Here is an 18,978-nt window from a genome sequence, read left to right as displayed (position 1 = left end):
TTGGAGAGGGCCTACAAATGGAACTATTGCCACGTGAAAAGGACAAACTTCTGATCTTCACCGCAGCATTGGTTGCGGAGCGACGGAGAGCCCGAGGGGTGAAACTTAACTACCCGGAAGTCGTGGCTTACATCTCCGCCGAAATTCTGGAGGGGGCCCGTGACGGCAAGACAGTTGCGGAACTCATGTCCTACGGTGCCACGCTTCTCACCCGCGATGAGGTGATGGAGGGTGTGCCTGAAATGATCCACGACATTCAGGTGGAAGCCACCTTTCCTGACGGTACCAAGCTTGTAACCGTTCACAACCCAATTCCGTAGAGCATTTCATAACTATTTGGAAACGCTCTGGTTTTTGTTTTTACGCGCATCTTGTCCGAAACGTTTCACGTCTTTCGGGATGCGTCTCAGGAGACGATCATGATACCGGGTGAATATTTCATCGAAGACGGGTCGATCGACCTCAACAATGGTCGCGAAACGCGCACCATCGCCGTGGAGAACACGGGCGACAGGCCGATACAGGTTGGATCGCATTATCATTTCTATGAAACGAACGAGGCGCTTGCCTTCGACCGGGAGCGGACGAGAGGTTTCCGGCTCAATATTCCGGCCGGAACTGCGGTGCGGTTCGAGCCGGGACAGGACCGTGAGGTCGAACTGGTTGCGCTGGATGGCAACCGGGAAGTCTATGGCTTCAACGCAAAAATCGACGGAAAACTCTAGGAGGGACAGATGGGAAGGATCTCAAGACAGGCCTATGCCGAACTGTATGGCCCGACCAAGGGTGACCGTTTGCGTCTGGCCGATACAGAACTCATCATCGAGGTCGAGGAAGATCGCTGCATCTACGGCGAAGAAGTAACCTTCGGCGGCGGCAAGGTCATTCGCGACGGTATGGGGCAGGGGCAACGACCCTCGTCCGAAACCGCCGATCTGGTAATCACCAATGTCATCATTCTCGACTATTGGGGCATCATCAAAGCCGATGTCGGCATCAAGGAAGGTCGTATCTCAGGGATCGGCAAGGCCGGTAATCCCGATATTCAGCCCGGCGTCGACATTATCGTCGGGCCTGCGACCGACGTCATTGCAGGCGAAGGCAAGATTCTCACCGCTGGCGGTATCGACACCCATATTCACTTCATTGCGCCGCAACAGGCCGAAGAAGCTCTGGCTAGCGGTACAACGACTTTGGTTGGCGGCGGAACGGGGCCGACGGTCGGCACGCTAGCAACCACGGTTACACCGGGGCCATGGGCTATCCATCGCATGCTTGAGGCTGTCGAAGCGCTTCCGATCAATGTGGGACTGCTCGGCAAAGGCAATGCAAGCAAGCCGGAACCGCTTCGCGAGCAGATCAGAGCCGGTGCTGTCGGCCTGAAGCTGCATGAGGACTGGGGAACCACGCCAGCCGCCATCGATAATTGCCTGAACGTTGCCGATGAGGAAGACATTCAGGTCGCTATCCATACGGATACGCTGAACGAGAGCGGGTTCGTCAAGGATACCTTTGCTGCCATGAAAGGCCGAACCATCCACAGTTTCCATACGGAAGGTGCCGGTGGCGGCCATGCGCCGGATATCATCACAGCGGCGGGCGAAGAAAATATCCTGCCGTCCTCAACCAATCCGACCCGCCCCTACACCATCAACACGGTCGATGAACATCTCGATATGCTGATGGTCTGTCACCATCTCAGTCCGAAAATCCCCGAGGATGTGGCATTCGCGGAATCCCGCATCCGGCGCGAAACCATCGCCGCCGAAGACATTCTCCATGATCTGGGCGTGTTTTCGATGATGTCGTCGGATTCTCAAGCCATGGGCCGTATCGGTGAAACGACGCTGCGTTGCTGGCAAACTGCCCACAAGATGAAGGTGCAGCGAGGCCCGCTGAGCCAGGACAGCAGCCGGAATGACAATTTCCGCGCCAAACGTTATGTCGCCAAATATACGATCAATCCCGCAATCACACACGGGTTTGCCCATGAGATCGGCTCAATCGAAGTCGGAAAACGGGCCGATCTGGTGTTGTGGAAGCCGGAATTCTTCGGCGTGAAACCGAGCCTCGTCATGATCGGCGGCATGATTGCGATTGCACCGATGGGCGACCCAAACGCATCGATCTCGACGCCCCAGCCGGTTCATTATCGGCCAATGTATGGGGTATTGGGCCGGGCGCTTGGTTCCACCGGCGTCACCTTCGTCTCGAAAGCGGCGCTGGATGACGGCATCGGCGAGAAACTGAAACTCAGCAAGCAACTGGTTGCGGTGAAGGGCATCCGGACGATCCGCAAGAAGGACATGATCCATAACGGGCTTACACCCAAACTGGAGGTTGATCCGCAGAGCTATCAGGTGCGGGTGGACGGTGAACTGATCACGTGCGAACCGGCTGATGTCCTGCCGATGACGCAGCGTTATTTTCTGTTTTAGTCAGAGGTAACTAAACGGCGAAGAAGGGGTAAAGTTCATGCAGCTCAATGCCTTGCAGGATCATCCTTCTCTGGGGTTTGTTGATTGGACGCTGCGCGGTATCGGGCAGGTGGTGTTCCAGAACAATCCTCTGTCGGGGCTGGTCATTTTGTTCGCCATTCTGGTCAATTCCTGGATTTATGCCCTTGTCTGCGTGCTCGGCGTTGTCGCCAGCACGCTGACGGCAATCATACTCAAGGCTGACAAGGGGCTGATCCGGGATGGCCTGTTCGGGTTCAACGGCGCTCTGGTCGCCCTTGCGCTGATTGCGTTTACCAGTGCGGATTTCCGCAGCGGTGCATTGCCGTCGCCTGCCATGACGATCTATCTCATCTGTGGCGCTGCTTTCTCCACCATGGCTTTCGCCAGCATCGCCACGTTGTTGGGGCCGCACAAGGTGGCACCCCTGACAATGCCATTCGTACTCGTCGGCTGGCTCTTTCTGTTCGCAATTCTCAAGTTCGACGCCATAGATGCCGGTCCGATGGCAAAGCCGGTGTCGCCGGAACAGTTTTCCTACGCCGTCCCCTATGTGCTTCCGACCTGGTACATGGGCATCGGCACTGCCATCGGGCAGATATTCTTTCAGGATAACTGGATCACCGGTTACATCATCCTTGCCGGTATCGCGATCCATTCGCGAATAAGCGCATTGATGGGGCTTCTGGGAGCCGTAACCGGAGCAGTGGTTGCCGCCGCATTCGGTGGTCCGGAAGGCGCCATTCGCGATGGGCTTTTCGGTTATAATGCGGCGTTGACGGCGATTGCGCTTGGCGGTTTCTTCCTTGTTTTTAGCTGGAGCAGTTTTCTTTACGCCATCTTCGGCGCCATCGTCGCGACATGGCTTTGGGCTTCGGTCGCCATATTCCTGAAGCCGATCGGAATGCCGGTGCTGACCTCGACATTCGTGCTCGTCACCTGGGTCATGCTGATCGGTCAGTATGCTTTCAAGGCGCTGGTGCCCGTCGCACCGGCTGATGCGACTTCGGCGGAGGATAATCTCAGGCGATACCGTGAAACGCTGCACTCACGACCGGAATAGGCGGCTATATTGTGTCTCGTGCCAGGCGCTGGCCATGGCCAGCGCGGGAGCCGTATTACCGATTTCGTCGTCATTCAGCGTGCGCGCCTTTTCGACGGCTCTTTCAATCTTGGCTGCTCCCGCGATAAGTATCCTCTGGCCCGCCGTATGGCCAAGTGGGACGAGACGGATTGCAGCCATGATCTGGCTTTCAACCACGCTCCACATGAGACCGCGCAGTGCATCGACAGGCTCGATATTCCAGTGACATGCTGCAATGGAGAATGCTGCGGGATAGGTGGCTCGCTGTTCCGAAGCGAAACTACGGGCCCGTTCGACACCAAGTTCCGACAGTAGAGTGCGCAGGGATTCGCCCATGCGGCGATCTTCAAGCTCAAGTTCGCTGCTTTCGCGACTTGCTCCAAGCCAGTCATTCAGGCGGCAGAATTCGGCGTCATCGTTTCGCATCAATGCTGAAATCATGCGCCAGAAAATCGCGCCATCAAGCACAGCGTAACTGTGTTCCAGAAGGCCGAACACCCACCCGGCACAACTTTCCTCGTTCGTCACTGTTCCCGCATGCACGGCCCATTCGAGGCCGCGCGAATAGGAAAACGCGCCAACTGGCTGGCTGGGACTGACAAGCCGCATGAGATGCAGCATAGGCAGCGCCGGAGAATGCATAGGCATTTCCGGCACTGACCCATCATGTTCAATATCAGCTTCAGCGTGTCTCTTCGAATGATCCAGCAAGACGATGCTCACATCACCCGGCCATAAGGTAGAGTCCGCTCAGGGCAGCAAAGCCGCCAGCTATTCGCATCACTATCTGTCCCGTGCGCCCCTGCAGCAGGCGACCTGCTGCTAGACCGACACCGATGCCTGCCGCGTGGAGCAATGCCGTCGCAAGAGCAAACCCGGCGCCGTAGGAAAGAAACGCAGCGCTGCCGATTTCTCCGCCATGAGCATAGCCATGGAAGAATGCAAAGAAGCCGACGATAAGTGCCGCCGTCAGGGTCGATGCGCGGAATGCCATGGCGACAAGGAGGCCAAGCACTATCACTGACGCAAGGATGACCGGTTCGACATAGGGGAGTGATACTCCGCCAAGCGCTGCCACGAATCCCAGAAGCATGACACCGACAAAGCTCAAGGGAACGACGACGAGTGCGCGTCCACCAAGCATTGAAGCCCAAAGGCCAACGGCAACCATCGCAAGTATGTGGTCGGCACCGGAGAGGGGATGTGTAAACCCTGCGGCGAACGAACCGTGCTCTGCGGGATTGAGATGCGCGAATGCAGGGCTCGCCATCAAGGAGAGCAGGACGGCAATCAGGAGAGAAGTCCTTTTCATTTCAACTTCCTTTCAACAACAATGGCCATGCTCAGAAGGAGCCAAACATTGATCCCAGTACAAAAACCGCAACGAGCGATATGATCACGCCGACAATCACGGTCATGACCATGTCGAAATAGCTCGATGCATGGGTCTGCTTACTGATCTGCAGGAGAAGAAGCACCGTGCCGTTATGCGGCAGCGCATCCAGCGTACCGGCGCTGATGACGGTCAGGCGGTGCATGAGTTCGGGATTGATCCCGTACTGGATCGCGAGCCGCATATACTCTTCACCCAGCGCATTGAGCGCGATGGCCATGCCGCCGGATGCCGTTCCGGTGAGGGCTGCGAGCGCGTTCATGGCGACGACCAGTGAAACAAGCGGGCCGCCCGGCACTTCAAGCACGGCATCGCGAACCACCGCAAAAGCAGGCATTGCCGCCACGACTGCGCCAAAGCCGACGAGGCTTGCAATGGTGAGGATCGGCAGAACTGAGGAGTTGGCGCCTGCGTCGAGGCTTTCCCGGATTGCCCGAAGCCGCCCGAAATTGACTGCTATCAGGGTCAGGATAGCCGCTGCCAGTGCGATCAGAACTGCCCACAGGCCGATTGAGGAGCCAACATCGATCCCCCATGGTTCCTGTTCCAGAAACGAGAAATCGATACGGGGCAGGATGATGAGCGCCATCAGGAAATTGACGACGATGACCACAAGCAGGGGCAGAACCGCAAGGAAAAACGGCGGCTGATTGTCGGGACGTGCGCCGTGTTCGAATTCGGCCGGATCGAAATCGCCCGACAATGTTGATTGTTCTCTGACTTTCTCTGTGATTTCGAGATCGCCAGTGTCGTCGACATAGTTTTCGCCTGCGGCCCGCGCCTTGGCTTCGGCGCGCTGCAGCCACCACATGCCGAAGGCCAGTGTAATGATGGATGCGATGATCCCAAGCCCCGGTGCCGCAAAGGTCGTGGTTTCGAAATAGGGCATCGGAATAGCGTTGTTCGTGGAGGGCGTGCCCGGCATTGCCGACATGGTGAAAGTGAAAGCGCCAAGCCCGATGGCGGCTGGCATCAGCCGCGCAGGAATATTGGCTGCCTTGAACATTTCACGTGCCATGGGAACCAGCACGAAAAAGGCGACAAACACGCTGACACCACCATAGGTGACGACGGCAGATGCAAGCACGACGGAAAGCATGGTGCGTTTTACGCCCAGTTTCTCGGTCAGATACTTCGCGATGGACGTGATGGAGCCGCTATCGTCCATCAACTTTCCAAAAATGCCACCGAGCAGAAAGAGTGGAAACCATCGGCCGACGAAGCTGGCCGTCCCGCCCATGAAGGTCGATGTCCAGTTCGCCAGAAGAGGTTCACCGGAAATAAGCGCGGCGAGCAGTGCTGCTACAGGAGAAAGCAGAAGCACACTCCAGCCGCGATAGGCAAACCACATGAGTAGAGCTAGTCCGAGCAGTATTCCAAGCAAACCCATGCTATCTGACCCCTCAGTCGATGTAGGAAAGAATGCGTACGGAATTTGCTGATGAAACTACTTTAGATGAAATAATTCAAGTACTATAATAAAATATGATGAGGCTGATGTGAGAAGACTTCCTAACCTCCCCAAATAATGTCTATACTGCCATCTGTTTACTACAATGGCTTTGGTTGCGTCACTCAAGTGTAACGCCAATTAAAATATCGTGATCGCTTTCAGCTTTGTGGCTTCCGCGCGATTTCTTGCCTGGTCGTCCAAGGCATAAAGAGGACTGCATGCCGGAAGTCGTCGCAATCCCATCCATCATGGTCAATCTCGGTCTGGCGCTCCTGCTCGGTTCCGCAATCGGGCTGGAACGTCAGATCAAACAACGTCATTCCGGTCTCGCCACACATGGCCTCGTGGCATTGGGTGCGGCAGCCTACGCTTCTCTACCCTACGCTCTTGGACTTGAAGGCGATCTCAGAATGGGCTCGCAAGTCGTTACGGGGATTGGCTTTCTCGGTGCCGGGCTGATTATCAAGGATGGCGCAAGCATCAAGGGGCTGAGTACTGCAGCTACGATCTGGAGCACGGGGGCAGTTGGCGTTCTCACCGGTTATGGACTGTGGCTTCTTGCCGTGGAGACGGCATTTTTCATTGTCTGCCTCAATGTCTCGCTGCCAAAAATTGCGGTTCTCGTGAACCGCTATTCCTTTGTCGAGCCGGAAATCGAACAATTCTATCTTGTGAAGTTCCGATGTCCTGCGGAAAGCGAGATTTCTGTGAGAGCGTTGCTAATCCAGACACTAGATCTGAAGAAGCTCCGGTTCCACGCGATCCGAAGCCACCACATAGAAGGCAGCGATGAAGTCGAGGTCGAGGCGACGCTATTCGCCGGCAAGGAAGACGATCGTCTGGTCGAAGGGCTGGTAGCGCAACTCTGCTTGCGTTCCAGCATCACGTCTACAAGCTGGTTGAAACTGGAAGATGGCGATTGGTCGGTAGCCCACTAAATTTGTTGCCTTCGGGCTGTACTATTATATCGAAACATGCACATACTTTCGCATTCGCAGTAACGCGTCCCTTTTAACATAGAGGGGTCTATAATGGACGTTCAGCAACTGCAGGTATTGGAACGCAAAACTGTCGAACAGAGAAAATGGAAAGGTTTTCTCGGGATCGGCGCTTTGCTTATGGCGGGCGGAATACTTTGCCTGTTCTTGCCTGTGTTCTCTGAATTCGCAGCCAGCACAATGTTTGGCCTCGTCCTTGTGGCTATCGGCGTCGTCAAGATAATCCAGTCGCTCTGGGTCAAAAGCTGGGCGGGCTTTGTCTGGCAGGAACTGTCCGGAGCAGTGGAGCTTGTCGGCGGGATCATGATCTATCTGAACCCGCTCAAGGGTGCCCTTGCCATCACTCTGTTGATTGCCATCGTGGTGTTTGTGCATGGTTTCCTTCAGCTGGCGCTATCCTGGAAAATCAAACCGGCAAGCGGCTGGTGGTGGTTTACGCTTTCCGGCCTGATCGCCTGGACTGCCAGCGCGGCACTGGTGGTAAAATGGCCCTGGACGCGTGACCTGCCATCAGGATCGATTGCGGGAATTGCACTGCTGATCGCTGGTGTCGCCTATATCGGAATAGCCTTGAGTACCCGAAATGCGTGAGTGATCGGTCGATTTCCGACCGGAGGGAGGACACGCAATTGAAGAAGACTCTCGTTCGTCGTTCTGTGAACGCTGCCTTTGTAGCCGTGTTGTCGCCTTTGCTTCTGCAGCCAAGTCTGGCTCAGCAAGCTCCAACTGGCGCGGCGCCTCCCGTGATCGTGCGCCAGGTGGAACTGGCACCTGCGACTGCACCGCTTCGTTTCAACGGGCAGATCGAGGCGATTGAAGCTGTTGATATTCAGGCGCGGATCACCGGTTTCCTGAAGGAAAAGGCGTTCGAGCAGGGCGCTGCGGTCAAGGCAGGCGATCTCCTCTTTGAAATTGAGCCAGACCAGATGCAGGCGGCAGTTATGTCTGCTGAGGCACAGGTTGCACGTGCCGAAGCTGCCCAGAATGCCGCACGACAATCATTGTCGCGAACGCGGACGCTCGCCAACCGCAACACCGCTTCGCAAGCTTCCCTCGACGATGCACAGGCAGCGTTTGATATCGCGACTGCGGATGTGCGGAACGCAGAAGCCGCGCTCAACAATGCGCGGCTCAATCTCTCCTATACGCAGGTCAGATCACCAATCAACGGGACAATAGGGCGCTCGCTCTTTACCGTCGGCAACCTCGTTGGCCCGGGCATGGGACCGCTCGCGCGCATTGTGCAGCTTGATCCCGTGCGTGTTGTGTTTTCGATCACGGACCGCGCTCTGATTGCTATTCGCCAGAAGGAAGCAGGAGGCGGGACAGTCAATCCCGAAAGCTTCAAGCTGACTTTGATGCTGGCCAACGGAACGCAATATGGCGAGCGGGGAAACATCCAGTTCATCGACAATGAAGTGAGCGCGCAGACCGGCACAGTGGCGGTGCGCGCCCTGTTCGCCAATCCCAACCATATTCTGGTTCCGGGGCAGGTGGTTGCCGTCAATCTGCTGGATGAGACGGTTGGTGAGTTGCCGATTGTTCCCATGTCTTCCGTGTTGCAGGACCGGCAGGGCAAATATGTCTATGTTCTCAACGAGGGTAATACGGTTTCCCGGCGTGCGATCGTGACCGGTACGCGTATCGACAATGGCTGGTCGGTTACAGATGGCCTCAAGGCTGGTGAAACGATTGTCGTTGAGGGCTTGCAACGCATCGCCGATGGGCAGGCCGTATCCCCGCGTGACCCGATCTCCGGTACTGCAGGGGTGGGGCAATGATTTCTGAAGTCTTCATACGACGAACCCGCCTCGCAATCGTCATCTCGATCATCATTTCCATCGCCGGTGCGATTGCGATCTTTTCATTGCCCATCCAGCAATATCCGCAGATTACGCCGCCGACAGTGAACGTATCGGCAGTCTATCCCGGTGCGAGTGCGGAGGTGATTGCCGACGTTGTCGGTGGCCCGCTGGAAACGGCAATCAATGGCGTGGATGGCATGATGTATATGTCATCGACCAGCTCCAACGCCGGGCAGTATTCGCTGTCGGTCACTTTTGAAGTCGGGACTGATCCCGAACTGGCGCAGATCAATGTTCAAAACCGGGCGCAACTGGCGATTTCCCGACTGCCCGCGGCAGTGGCACAGCAAGGCGTGTCGGTCCGTTCCCGTTCGCCCGATTTCGTGCTGGGCATTGCATTCTATTCGCCGGACGATAGCCTCAACGCGCTTGAGATTACCAATTTCACCACGACTACAATTGTCGATGCAATCTCGCGCGTGCCCGGCGTCGGCGAAGCGAGTGTTGTGGGCGCATCCGAATATTCGATGCGCGTCTGGCTCAACCCGCAAAGAATGGATGCGCTGGGCATAACCGTCGATGAAGTGTCGGCGGCGATCCAGCGTCAGAATATTCAGGCAACGCTGGGGCAGGCGGGCGCGCCGCCGATGCGGGTGGGCACCGAACTACAATATACGCTGGTGGCACAAGGGCGGCTTCGCGATACGGATGAATTTGGAGGCATTGTCATCCGCACCGGGGCGGACGGAGCAAAAGTGTTTCTGCGCGACATTGCACGTCTTGAACTTGGCGCACGTAACTATGCGTCGCGCGCAAGTTTTGCCGGTCATGAGTCGGCCATGCTGCAGATCAACCAGTCGCCCGATGCCAATGCGATCCAGACCGCGACTGCCGTGCAGGCAGAGCTTGAACGTCTGTCGTCCAGATTTCCTTCGGGACTGCAATATCATGTCGTCTACGATGCGACCCGGTTTGTCGAGGCCAGCCTGCAACTGACTGCGCGAACATTGTTCGAAGCTTTCGTGATCGTGCTCGTGGTGACATTCATCTTTCTGCAGGACTGGCGGGCGACGCTCATTTCAGCGCTTGCCATTCCGGCCTCGATGTTGGGTGCGGTCGCGGTGCTGCTCGCCGTTGGCTATTCGCTGAATATGATTTCCCTGCTGGCGCTTGTCCTCGCCATCGGGCTTGTGGTGGACGACGCAATTCTGGTCGTGGAAAACGTCAAGCACGTGCTGGATGATACGCCCGATATCTCGGTCATTGAGGCCACGCGCAAGGCGATGCACCAGATCACCGGGCCGATTATTTCCACAACGCTGGTTCTGCTGGCTGTGGTCACGCCCACGGCGTTTCTGGAAGGCATTGGCGGGCAGCTCTACCGGCAATTCGCAGTCACGATCTCGTCGGCGCTGATCCTTTCGTCGTTCGTAGCCCTGACGCTCAGTCCGGCGCTTGCAGCGCTTTTGCTCAAGCGCGGACAGGGAGGCTACAAGCGCGGTCCTCTGGCGTGGTTTTCAAGCTTCATGGAGAAAACCCGCGAAGGTTACGGCAAGATCGTCGGCTTTATGGTGAAATATTGGATAGTGCCGGTTGCCGGCATCGTCGCCTGTTTCGCGTTGGCCTATTTCGTTTTCGTCAATCTTCCGGCGACGTTCCTGCCCGATGAGGATCAGGGCGCGCTCTTTGTCGATATACAACTGCCAAGTGCCGCCTCGCTCGACCGGACAAACCTGATTGTCGAGAATGTGCGCAAGGTTCTGAGCGAGACCGAAGGCGTGCAGGATGTCATAACGGTTGCCGGGTTCAGCATCCTGCAATCAACCAGCACACCAAACGGTGCCATGGCGGTTGCGGCCCTTACACCATGGGAAGACCGCGAGACAGAGGCGCTGCAGCTCAACAATATCATCAACACCCTGCGCGCGCAGTTCTCGCAGGTGCCGGGCGCAAATATCTCGGTATTTGCACCGCCTGCAATTGCGGGCATCGGTGCTGTTGGCGGTCTTGATTTCCGTCTGCAGGCCTTGCAGGGCCAGCCTCCGCAGGAAATAGCGCAGGTGACCAGCGCTTTGCTCGGTTACTTCAACCGGCGGACGGAAATCGGTGGTGCGGCGACCACATTCAACGCGAATGTGCCACAGATCTATGTCGATGTGGATCGTGCCCGCGCGGAAGCCCTTGGCCTTAGTGTGTCGGATATTTACGCCTCTATCGGTGCGAACTTCGGCTCGCGTTACGTCAATGATTTCACGCTGAATGGCCGTGTGTTTCAGGTCAATCTTCAGGCCGATTCCGATTTCCGCGCGCACAGCGAGGATATTCTGAAACTTCATGTCAGAAGTCGCAACGGAACCATGGTGCCCTTGCGAAGCGTGGTGTCACTGACCACGGTATTGGCGCCTTTCGTCATCACCCGCTACAACCTCTCGGTTTCGGCGCAGGTGAATGCTGTCCCGGCTCCCGGTTCCAGTAGCGGGCAGGCCATGGCGGCCATGGAGCAGGTCGCTTCGGAAGCTCTCCCGGATGGCTATGGTTACGAGTGGTCGGGACTGTCTTTCCAGGAAAGCAGAAGCAGCGGTCAGGAGGTAATCGTCTTCGCGCTTGCCTTCCTCTTCGCCTATCTCTTTCTGGTTGCCCAATATGAAAGCTGGGCATTGCCAGCGGTGGTTATCCTCTCGCTGGGTGCTGCGCTGCTGGGGGCTGTTGCCGCTCTTACATTCTTCGGGCTGCAGAACAGCCTCTATGTCCAGATCGCGATGGTGTTGCTGATCGGGCTGGCGGCAAAGAATGCGATCCTGATCGTGGAGTTCGCCAAGGAAAAACGCGAGGCCGGCCTGACAGCCGCAGAAGCGGCTCGTACAGGAGCGGAGCAGCGTTTCCGCGCCGTCATGATGACGGCCGTATCGTTCATCCTTGGTATTCTTCCCCTTATCCTGTCTTCGGGCGCGGGCGCTGGTGCACGTCAGGCTGTCGGTGTGACGATCTTCGGCGGAATGCTTGCCGCGACTACGATTGGGTTGATTCTCACCCCCGGTCTCTACTTTGTCATCCAGCGTCTGAGCGAGCGTCTCGGACGGCAAACGGATGAGAAAAAGGATACCGCCTCTGAAACAGTACATGAGTGAAGCCTCACGGAGCCTTCGACCTATTGTCCGATACTGGGGAACTGAATGACCGAGACAAAATCACAGAGCATCGACCGGCGCGATTTCATGCTCGCATCCATTGCGGCAGCAGGGTCCGTTGCGCTCGCATCCGGGCAGGCACAGGCCCAGACGGGTGATGCAAAACCGGATACCGACGGCAAGGGTTCAGGCACGGTCTATACCGGTGATGTCATAGACGGTAAGCGCGTGATTTCCTTTCTCGATATTTCCGATCTGGAAGCGGGCAAGCGGCACGATTTCTATTTCCAGGGCGTGCAGATGCCGACGGGCCAGCATTGGCATGTTTCGGTCACGGTGATGAAGGGCAAGTCGCCCGGCAAGCGGATCGGATTGATCAGTGGCGTGCACGGCGACGAAATGAGCCCAGTGCACACATTGCACACCATCGTGAATCAGCTCGACCCGCAAAAAATGTCCGGCTCTGTTGTCGCTGTCTTCGATCTGTCTCGCCCGGCGCTTGAAGCAATGGCAAGGCGATGGCCGAGTTCAGGACGCGGGATTGATCTTGTCGACATCAACCGGCTGTTTCCGGGTAACGAGAACGCACCGGAAGCGGCGGCACGCCACGCCTGGCTGGTGTTCAATCGCCTGCTGCGACCGAATCTCGACTACGGGATCGATTTTCATACCGCAGCCACCGGTATGGATATGGCCTCATTTCATCTGGCTCGAATGGACCTGCCGGAGGTTCGGGCGATGGCTGAGCTTTATCCGATAGAGCAGATTTTCGACAATTTCGGCGCCCACGGCCTTCTCGCAAATGCACTGATCGATGAGGGTATTCCAGCCTTCACGCCAGAAATAGGCCGACCGCGTATCTTCGATCATGCGATGATTGCCCTTTTTGTCGAAGGCACCATGAATGTTCTCAAACACCATAAGGTCATTGAAGGCAATATAGGTAAAACCAGCAAGGATTCCGGTCTCTTCGCTGCGGATGGAATGGCGCCGGTTCTGACGACACATGGCGGGTTTATCGAACATCACGTTGAACTCAATGAGCAGGTGCAAGCGGGACAAAAAGTGGCTAGTCAGAGAAATTCATTCGGGGAAGTCGTGGCTGAATATTCCGCGCCCGTGGCGGGCAAAGTCGGTGCCAGGCGTACCGATGCCTCATGCGAGCCTGGCACGCCGATCGTCTTCCTCTTATTTGATAGCGCAACCGCCACCGGAACCGGTGGTTTGGCTGAATAAGCGCAATAAAACCTGCAACAGATGAGAGCATGAACATGAAGGTCAGACATTTCTTACTGACAGCGCTGGTCGCCGTCAGCTTCGGCGTTCCAAATGGCGCGAGCGCTCAGGACAAGACCGAATCTGAACGGAATCTCGAAGCTTTCCCGGCAGCACCGTCGGGCTCTTACCGTTATGTCATCCATCTTCCGCCACTGGAGAAAGAACAGGATGCCAAGGTTGAAATTATCGCGGGCCGCAACGCAACCGTGGACTGCAATATCAGCTGGTTTGGTGGAAGTTTAACGCCGAGCACCGTCGAGGGCTGGGGCTTTGACTATTTCACTCTGGCGGCAAGCGACCGCATGTCAGGCACGCTCATGGCTTGTCCGGAGGACAGCAAGCGAACCGATTTCGTGCCGGTTCGGGGTGAGAACTTCATGCTCCGCTACAACAGCCGGCTTCCGATCGTCATCTATGCGAAAGATGGCTTTGAAATCCGCTATAGAATCTGGAAGCCATCCGACGAAACGCTCAACGCGAAACGAGGATAGCAGACCCTCGATAAGTTCAGGTGGAGTGATGAAACAATGCCCGGATGCTCAGCATCCGGGCATTGTTTGTATCCGACTTACTGGCTGAAATTCCGTCCATCGGCACGTTTTGAAAAACGCAACACGATGAACCCGGCGAGACCGGCAACGAGCGAGCCAATCAAGATGCCGATTTTCGCCTCGTTCTGCAGCAACACGTCATCGAAAGCGAGAAGCGAGATGAAGAGGCTCATCGTGAAGCCGATACCGCACAGAAGCGTCGTTCCCAGCATTTGCGGCCAGCTTGCCCCGGCGGGCAGGCCGACGATTCCGGTTTTCACCAGCAGCAACACCGCGCCAAATATGCCGACAAGCTTGCCGATGGCCAGACCGGCGGCAACACCCATCGTCACCGGCGCGAAGAAGGCTTCCATGCCGAGACCGGAGAAGCTGACGCCTGCATTGGCGAAACCGAATATGGGCACGATGATGAACGAAACCGGCTTGATGAGGCTATGCTCGAGCAGATGCAGCGGGCTTTCGGAGACGGTCGCTTCAGGCTTCGCGGGGGTGCGCTTGATCGGAATGGTCAGCGCAAGCAAAACGCCTGCAATGGTCGCGTGGACGCCCGAGCGATAGGTGAAGAACCACAGCACGAGGCCCAGCAGAAGATAAGGTGTCAGACGCTTCACGCCGCTCAGGTTCAAGGCTACCAGGGCAGCGACGCCTGCTGCAGCCAAACCAAGGTCCATCAGTGAAACGCCGGTTGTATAAAACAATCCGATGACAATCACTGCGCCGAGGTCGTCAATGATGGCAAGAGCTGCAAGAAACACCTTCAGCGATGTCGGAACTCTTGGCCCCAGCAAGGAAATAACACCGAGCGCGAACGCGATATCGGTCGCAGCCGGGATCGCCCAACCATGGGCAGCACCGTTATTGAGATTGAAGGCAAGGTAGACGAGCGCCGGCACTGCCATGCCTGCCGCTGCTGCGGCACCGGGCAGAATGCGGCGTGGCCATGACGAAAGGTGGCCATCGACCATCTCGCGCTTGATCTCCAGCCCGACCATCAGGAAGAACACGGCCATCAGCGCATCGTTGACCCAGTGCTGGACAGAAAGCGGTCCGAGATAGGCATGAAGGGCGCCGAAATAGGCTTCTGAAAGCTGCGAGTTCGCCACCAGCAATGCCGCTGCCGCAGAAGCTATAAGCAGCAGGCCGCCTGACGACTCACTATCAAGAAAATTGCGTATAGTATTTTGAATGCGACCAGCCATGGCAGCTCCCTGACAGAAACGGTTAAAAACAGTCTCCGTATTCAGGGTAATCCCTGGGCGCACGCAGCACACGCCATGAAGCCAAGATAGCGACAAATTCTGCGCTTTCAAGTCGTTTATGGAGTTGGAATTCGATTTCTGACGGTATTTATGTGGTGTTACAAGTAAATATGTATAGTTTTTGATTTTTATTTAAATTACTCGATGATTTATCATATTGCAGTTTTATAAATCTCGTTATTTCTTGTTTATCGAGGTTTTAATTTTGATAGAATACCGCTTCGAGCTTTGAGGTTATATCAAAATTCAGCAGGTCTGGCCAATGGCGGACTGGACGCTTGACAAGCCGCGCCCAGCTTTCCATGCTCGGCGACACAATTTGAACAAAATTATTCTGGGAACGGAGAGCAGATATGACAATGGGAAAGTTCACCCGGCGCGGTGTGGTTGCTGCATTTGCAGGAATTGTGGCTGTCGGAGCCAGCATTGCTCTTGCACAGGCTCCCGCCTTCTTTCGCATCGGCACCGGAGGAACAGCGGGCACCTATTATCCGATCGGTGGCTTGATCGCCAACGCGATTTCCGGGGCAGGGGATAAAGGCGTTCCCGGTCTGGTGGCGACGGCGGTTTCATCGAACGGTTCGGTCGCCAATATCAACGCTATTCAGTCCGGATCGCTGGAATCCGGCTTCACCCAGTCGGACGTGGCTTACTGGGCGCATACCGGCACCGGTCTTTATGACGGCAAGGGCAAGGTCGAAGATCTGCGCCTGATTGCTACGCTCTACCCCGAAACCATTCATCTGGTCGCCCGCAAGGATGCGGGAATCAAATCCGTTGCCGATCTCAAGGGAAAACGCGTTTCCATCGATGAACCGGGATCGGGTACGATTGTTGATGCCCGCATCGTGTTGGAAGCGTATGGATTGAGCGAAAGCGACATCAAGGCTGAACATCTGAAGCCGGGACCTGCAGGAGAGCGTCTGAAGGACGGCGCGCTCGATGCCTATTTCTTCGTTGGCGGCTATCCGACCGGCGCAATCTCGGAGCTTGCCACATCGAACGGTATATCGCTGGTTCCGATTTCCGGTCCGGAAGCGCAGAAGATTCTTGAGAAATACTCGTTCTTCTCGAAGGATGCTGTTCCTGCCGATACCTACAAGGATGTCGGTCAGACCGAGACTCTGGCAGTCGCGGCGCAATGGGTGACGAGCGCCAAGCAACCGGATGAACTCGTCTACAACATCACCAAAACCCTGTTTAACGACGACAGCCGAAAAGCACTGGATGCCGGGCACGCAAAGGGCAAGCTCATCAAGCTTGATACGGCAACGACCAGCCTTGGCATTCCGCTACATCCCGGCGCAGAACGCTTCTACAAGGAAGCAGGCGTTCTGAAATAAGCCGACCATTCCGGTTCGGATGAACAAGTTGCACGGAGTTTCACCGGAACTCCGTGCATTTGCTTCCAGTCCGGTACAAAGCATCTTTCAGGTATATAAGCATTTTAAAACAAGCGATTAGAGTGTTTTTTGATTCAAGTGGATCAGCTGCGCTCTGGATGGAGAGGCCAGTATGGTGAGCGAGCAAGAGGCGAAACTGTCGCCCATGGAACTGGATGAAGCCAAGGCGCGCGAGCTTGAAGAGAAATTCGACTCCGAGATTCGTTTTCGCCCGCTGGGGCCGCTCGCAGCCCGCATCGTTGGCGCGCTGCTGATCGCACTTTCCATCTTCCACTATTACACTGCGGGTTTCGGCCTTCTGTCGGAAATGGTGCATCGCGGTATTCACCTTTCCTTCGTGCTCGGCCTCGTCTTTCTTGTTTTCCCGTTTTCCCGCAAGGGATACGACAAGCCCACCACATCGTCGTGGCTGAGACCGCTTGGCATTTCCATTATCGATTGGGCGCTGGCAATCATCGCGGTCGTGTCCGTCGCCCACGTTCCAATGATACCGCTCGACGATCTGGCTTTCCGCGTCGGCAATCCGACGACCACGGATGTCGTTCTCGGCGGCCTTCTCATTCTGGTCCTTCTGGAAGCGACGCGGCGCTCCGTCGGCTGGCCACTGCCAATCATATCGGTCCTGTTCATGCTCTATGCGCTCTATGGGCAGCATATGCCGGGCATTCTCGTGCATCCCGGTGCAACGGTCAGCCAGCTTGTCGATCATCTTTATCTGACGACACAAGGTATCTACGGTATCGCGCTCGGTGTGGTCGCGACCTATGTTTTCCATTTCGTGCTGTTTGGGGTTTTTGCAACCCGCATCGGTCTCGGTCAGCTGTTTCTGGACTGCGCGGCCTGGGTAGCAGGCCGTTTCGCAGGCGGTCCGGCAAAGGTCTCCATTTTTGGCTCCGCCTTGTTCGGCATGATTTCGGGCTCGTCGGTCGCCAATACGGTGACAGTCGGTTCGCTGACGATCCCGGCGATGATCCGGCTCGGTTATAAACGCCACTTTGCCGCTGCCGTGGAATCAGCATCATCGACAGGCGGGCAGATCACGCCGCCGATCATGGGCGCTGCGGCGTTCCTGATGATCGAATTTCTGAACCTGCCTTACACGACGATCATTCTGGCAGCCATCGTGCCAGCCTTCATGCATTTCTTCGGCGTTCTGATGCAGGTTCATTTCGAAGCCAAGCGCAACGGCTTGCGCGGCATGACGAAGGAAGAACTGCCTGACCTGAAGGAAGCATTCAAGCGCGACTGGCCGACCGTTATTCCGCTGATCGTGCTGATCGGTGTTCTGCTGTCGGGTTATACGCCTTATCTGGCTGCGTTCTGGGGCATTACGCTCTGTATTGCGGTGGGATTGCTTAATCCGCGCAAGCGCATGTCGATAGGCGAGATTTTTGACGGACTGCGCGACGGCGCCAAATATGCGCTCGCCGTTGGCGCTGCGGCGGCGACCGTCGGCATTATTGTCGGCGTGGTGACGCTTACCGGCGTTGGCTTCAAGATTTCCTATATCGTGACGTCGACTGCAGGCCAGCTTGCCACCTATTTCGGTACCATTCTGCCTGCCGCCTGGTTCGGTCCGCAGACACTGACGCTGCTTTTCACGCTCGTCATGACGGGGATTGTCTGCATTCTGATGGGCTGTGGAATTCCGACGACAGCCAATTACATCATCATGGCGACAATTGCCGCGCCCGCGCTGGGGCTGCTGGGTGTTGAGCCCATTGTGGCTCACTTCTTCGTCTTTTATTACGGGGTGCTGGCGGATATCACGCCGCCTGTTGCGCTTGCCGCCTATGCGGCGGCAGGTATGGCGGGCGCCGATCCGTTCAAGACAGGCAATACGGCGTTTCGGCTCGGTCTCGGCAAGGTGCTCGTGCCGTTTGTCTTCGTCTTCTCTCCGTCACTCCTGCTGGTTACATCGGACTTCAACTGGCCGGATTTCCTGGTGGCGTTCCTTGGTTGCGCCATAGGCATCACCGCTCTGGGTGCCGCATTGTCAGGTTTCTTCCTGGTGCGGACCAAGGCCTGGGAAAATGTCCTGATGATTTTTGCAGCCATTCTTCTGGTCGCGCCGGAGATTTACTCGTCGATCGTGGGGCTGCTGCTGCTGGTGCCGGTTGTGGTTCGCCATCTCTCTTCGGTGAGGCAGCCACAGGCTGTGTAGGGATTA

Annotated in this window: 16 protein-coding genes; 12 read left to right on the top strand and 4 right to left on the bottom strand. The window is 56.4% G+C overall.

The window, feature by feature from the left end; all coding sequences use genetic code 11:
• Positions 1-17 precede the first annotated feature (17 nt).
• The 4 genes from ureA (at position 18) to OANT_RS12680 (ending at position 3,519) form a co-directional block, all read left to right on the top strand.
• Positions 18-320, top strand: coding sequence for an urease subunit gamma (ureA, locus tag OANT_RS12695; protein ID WP_010661152.1), 303 nt, complete (start codon positions 18-20; stop codon positions 318-320).
• A 99-nt stretch (positions 321-419) separates the two neighbouring features.
• A complete protein-coding gene (locus tag OANT_RS12690; RefSeq protein WP_010661153.1) occupies positions 420-725 on the top strand; it encodes an urease subunit beta in 306 nt (101 codons plus the stop codon).
• 9 nt (positions 726-734) lie between these two features.
• Positions 735-2,438 (top strand): urease subunit alpha, encoded by a 1,704-nt coding sequence (gene ureC / locus OANT_RS12685; RefSeq protein ID WP_012092275.1) that lies wholly within the window; start codon positions 735-737, stop codon positions 2,436-2,438.
• A gap of 37 nt (positions 2,439-2,475) precedes the next feature.
• Positions 2,476-3,519, top strand: a complete 1,044-nt coding sequence (locus OANT_RS12680; protein WP_012092274.1) for an urea transporter — start codon at positions 2,476-2,478, stop codon at positions 3,517-3,519.
• Here the strand turns inward: OANT_RS12680 and OANT_RS12675 are convergent.
• From OANT_RS12675 to OANT_RS12665, 3 genes are all read right to left on the bottom strand, one after another.
• On the bottom strand, positions 3,505-4,188 hold the full coding sequence (locus tag OANT_RS12675; protein WP_012092273.1) for an urease accessory protein UreF: 684 nt from the start codon (positions 4,186-4,188) through the stop codon (positions 3,505-3,507). The genes OANT_RS12680 and OANT_RS12675 overlap by 15 nt on opposite strands.
• 76 nt (positions 4,189-4,264) lie before the next feature.
• Complete coding sequence (locus tag OANT_RS12670) at positions 4,265-4,852, bottom strand: HupE/UreJ family protein (RefSeq protein WP_012092272.1); 588 nt, start codon at positions 4,850-4,852, stop codon at positions 4,265-4,267.
• Between the two features lie 31 nt (positions 4,853-4,883).
• Positions 4,884-6,323 carry a GntP family permease gene (locus OANT_RS12665; RefSeq protein ID WP_012092271.1) on the bottom strand — a complete coding sequence of 480 codons (1,440 nt, stop codon included), beginning with the start codon at positions 6,321-6,323 and terminating at the stop codon, positions 4,884-4,886.
• Positions 6,324-6,604: 281 nt separating this feature from the next.
• Here OANT_RS12665 and OANT_RS12660 point away from each other — a divergent pair, with 281 nt between their 5' ends.
• The 6 genes from OANT_RS12660 (at position 6,605) to eco (ending at position 14,086) form a co-directional block, all read left to right on the top strand.
• Positions 6,605-7,324, top strand: coding sequence for an MgtC/SapB family protein (locus tag OANT_RS12660; RefSeq protein WP_012092270.1), 720 nt, complete (start codon positions 6,605-6,607; stop codon positions 7,322-7,324).
• Between the two features lie 93 nt (positions 7,325-7,417).
• Positions 7,418-7,975 carry an HdeD family acid-resistance protein gene (locus tag OANT_RS12655; protein WP_010661160.1) on the top strand — a complete coding sequence of 186 codons (558 nt, stop codon included), beginning with the start codon at positions 7,418-7,420 and terminating at the stop codon, positions 7,973-7,975.
• A 38-nt stretch (positions 7,976-8,013) separates the two neighbouring features.
• A complete protein-coding gene (locus OANT_RS12650; RefSeq protein ID WP_012092269.1) occupies positions 8,014-9,165 on the top strand; it encodes an efflux RND transporter periplasmic adaptor subunit in 1,152 nt (383 codons plus the stop codon).
• Positions 9,162-12,317, top strand: a complete 3,156-nt coding sequence (locus tag OANT_RS12645) for an efflux RND transporter permease subunit (protein WP_012092268.1) — start codon at positions 9,162-9,164, stop codon at positions 12,315-12,317. The genes OANT_RS12650 and OANT_RS12645 overlap by 4 nt, the downstream gene beginning before the upstream one ends.
• 45 nt (positions 12,318-12,362) lie before the next feature.
• A complete protein-coding gene (locus tag OANT_RS12640) occupies positions 12,363-13,553 on the top strand; it encodes a succinylglutamate desuccinylase/aspartoacylase family protein (RefSeq protein ID WP_012092267.1) in 1,191 nt (396 codons plus the stop codon).
• 35 nt (positions 13,554-13,588) lie between these two features.
• Positions 13,589-14,086, top strand: coding sequence for a serine protease inhibitor ecotin (gene eco / locus OANT_RS12635; protein WP_231771373.1), 498 nt, complete (start codon positions 13,589-13,591; stop codon positions 14,084-14,086).
• A 77-nt stretch (positions 14,087-14,163) separates the two neighbouring features.
• Here the strand turns inward: eco and nhaA are convergent, their stop codons facing one another.
• Positions 14,164-15,345 carry a Na+/H+ antiporter NhaA gene (gene nhaA / locus OANT_RS12630; RefSeq protein ID WP_012092265.1) on the bottom strand — a complete coding sequence of 394 codons (1,182 nt, stop codon included), beginning with the start codon at positions 15,343-15,345 and terminating at the stop codon, positions 14,164-14,166.
• Positions 15,346-15,758: 413 nt separating this feature from the next.
• Between nhaA and OANT_RS12625 the strand changes: the two genes are divergently transcribed.
• Together OANT_RS12625 and OANT_RS12620 are read left to right on the top strand one after the other, a co-directional pair.
• Positions 15,759-16,748 carry a TAXI family TRAP transporter solute-binding subunit gene (locus OANT_RS12625; protein WP_010661166.1) on the top strand — a complete coding sequence of 330 codons (990 nt, stop codon included), beginning with the start codon at positions 15,759-15,761 and terminating at the stop codon, positions 16,746-16,748.
• Between the two features lie 172 nt (positions 16,749-16,920).
• Positions 16,921-18,972: a TRAP transporter permease gene (locus OANT_RS12620; RefSeq protein WP_010661167.1), complete on the top strand. Its 2,052-nt coding sequence runs from the start codon at positions 16,921-16,923 to the stop codon at positions 18,970-18,972.
• Positions 18,973-18,978: the final 6 nt, after the last annotated feature.

The sequence above is a fragment of the Brucella anthropi ATCC 49188 genome (assembly GCF_000017405.1).
GTDB classification, from domain to species: domain Bacteria; phylum Pseudomonadota; class Alphaproteobacteria; order Rhizobiales; family Rhizobiaceae; genus Brucella; species Brucella anthropi.
This window is presented reverse-complemented; position numbering and strand designations above follow the sequence as displayed.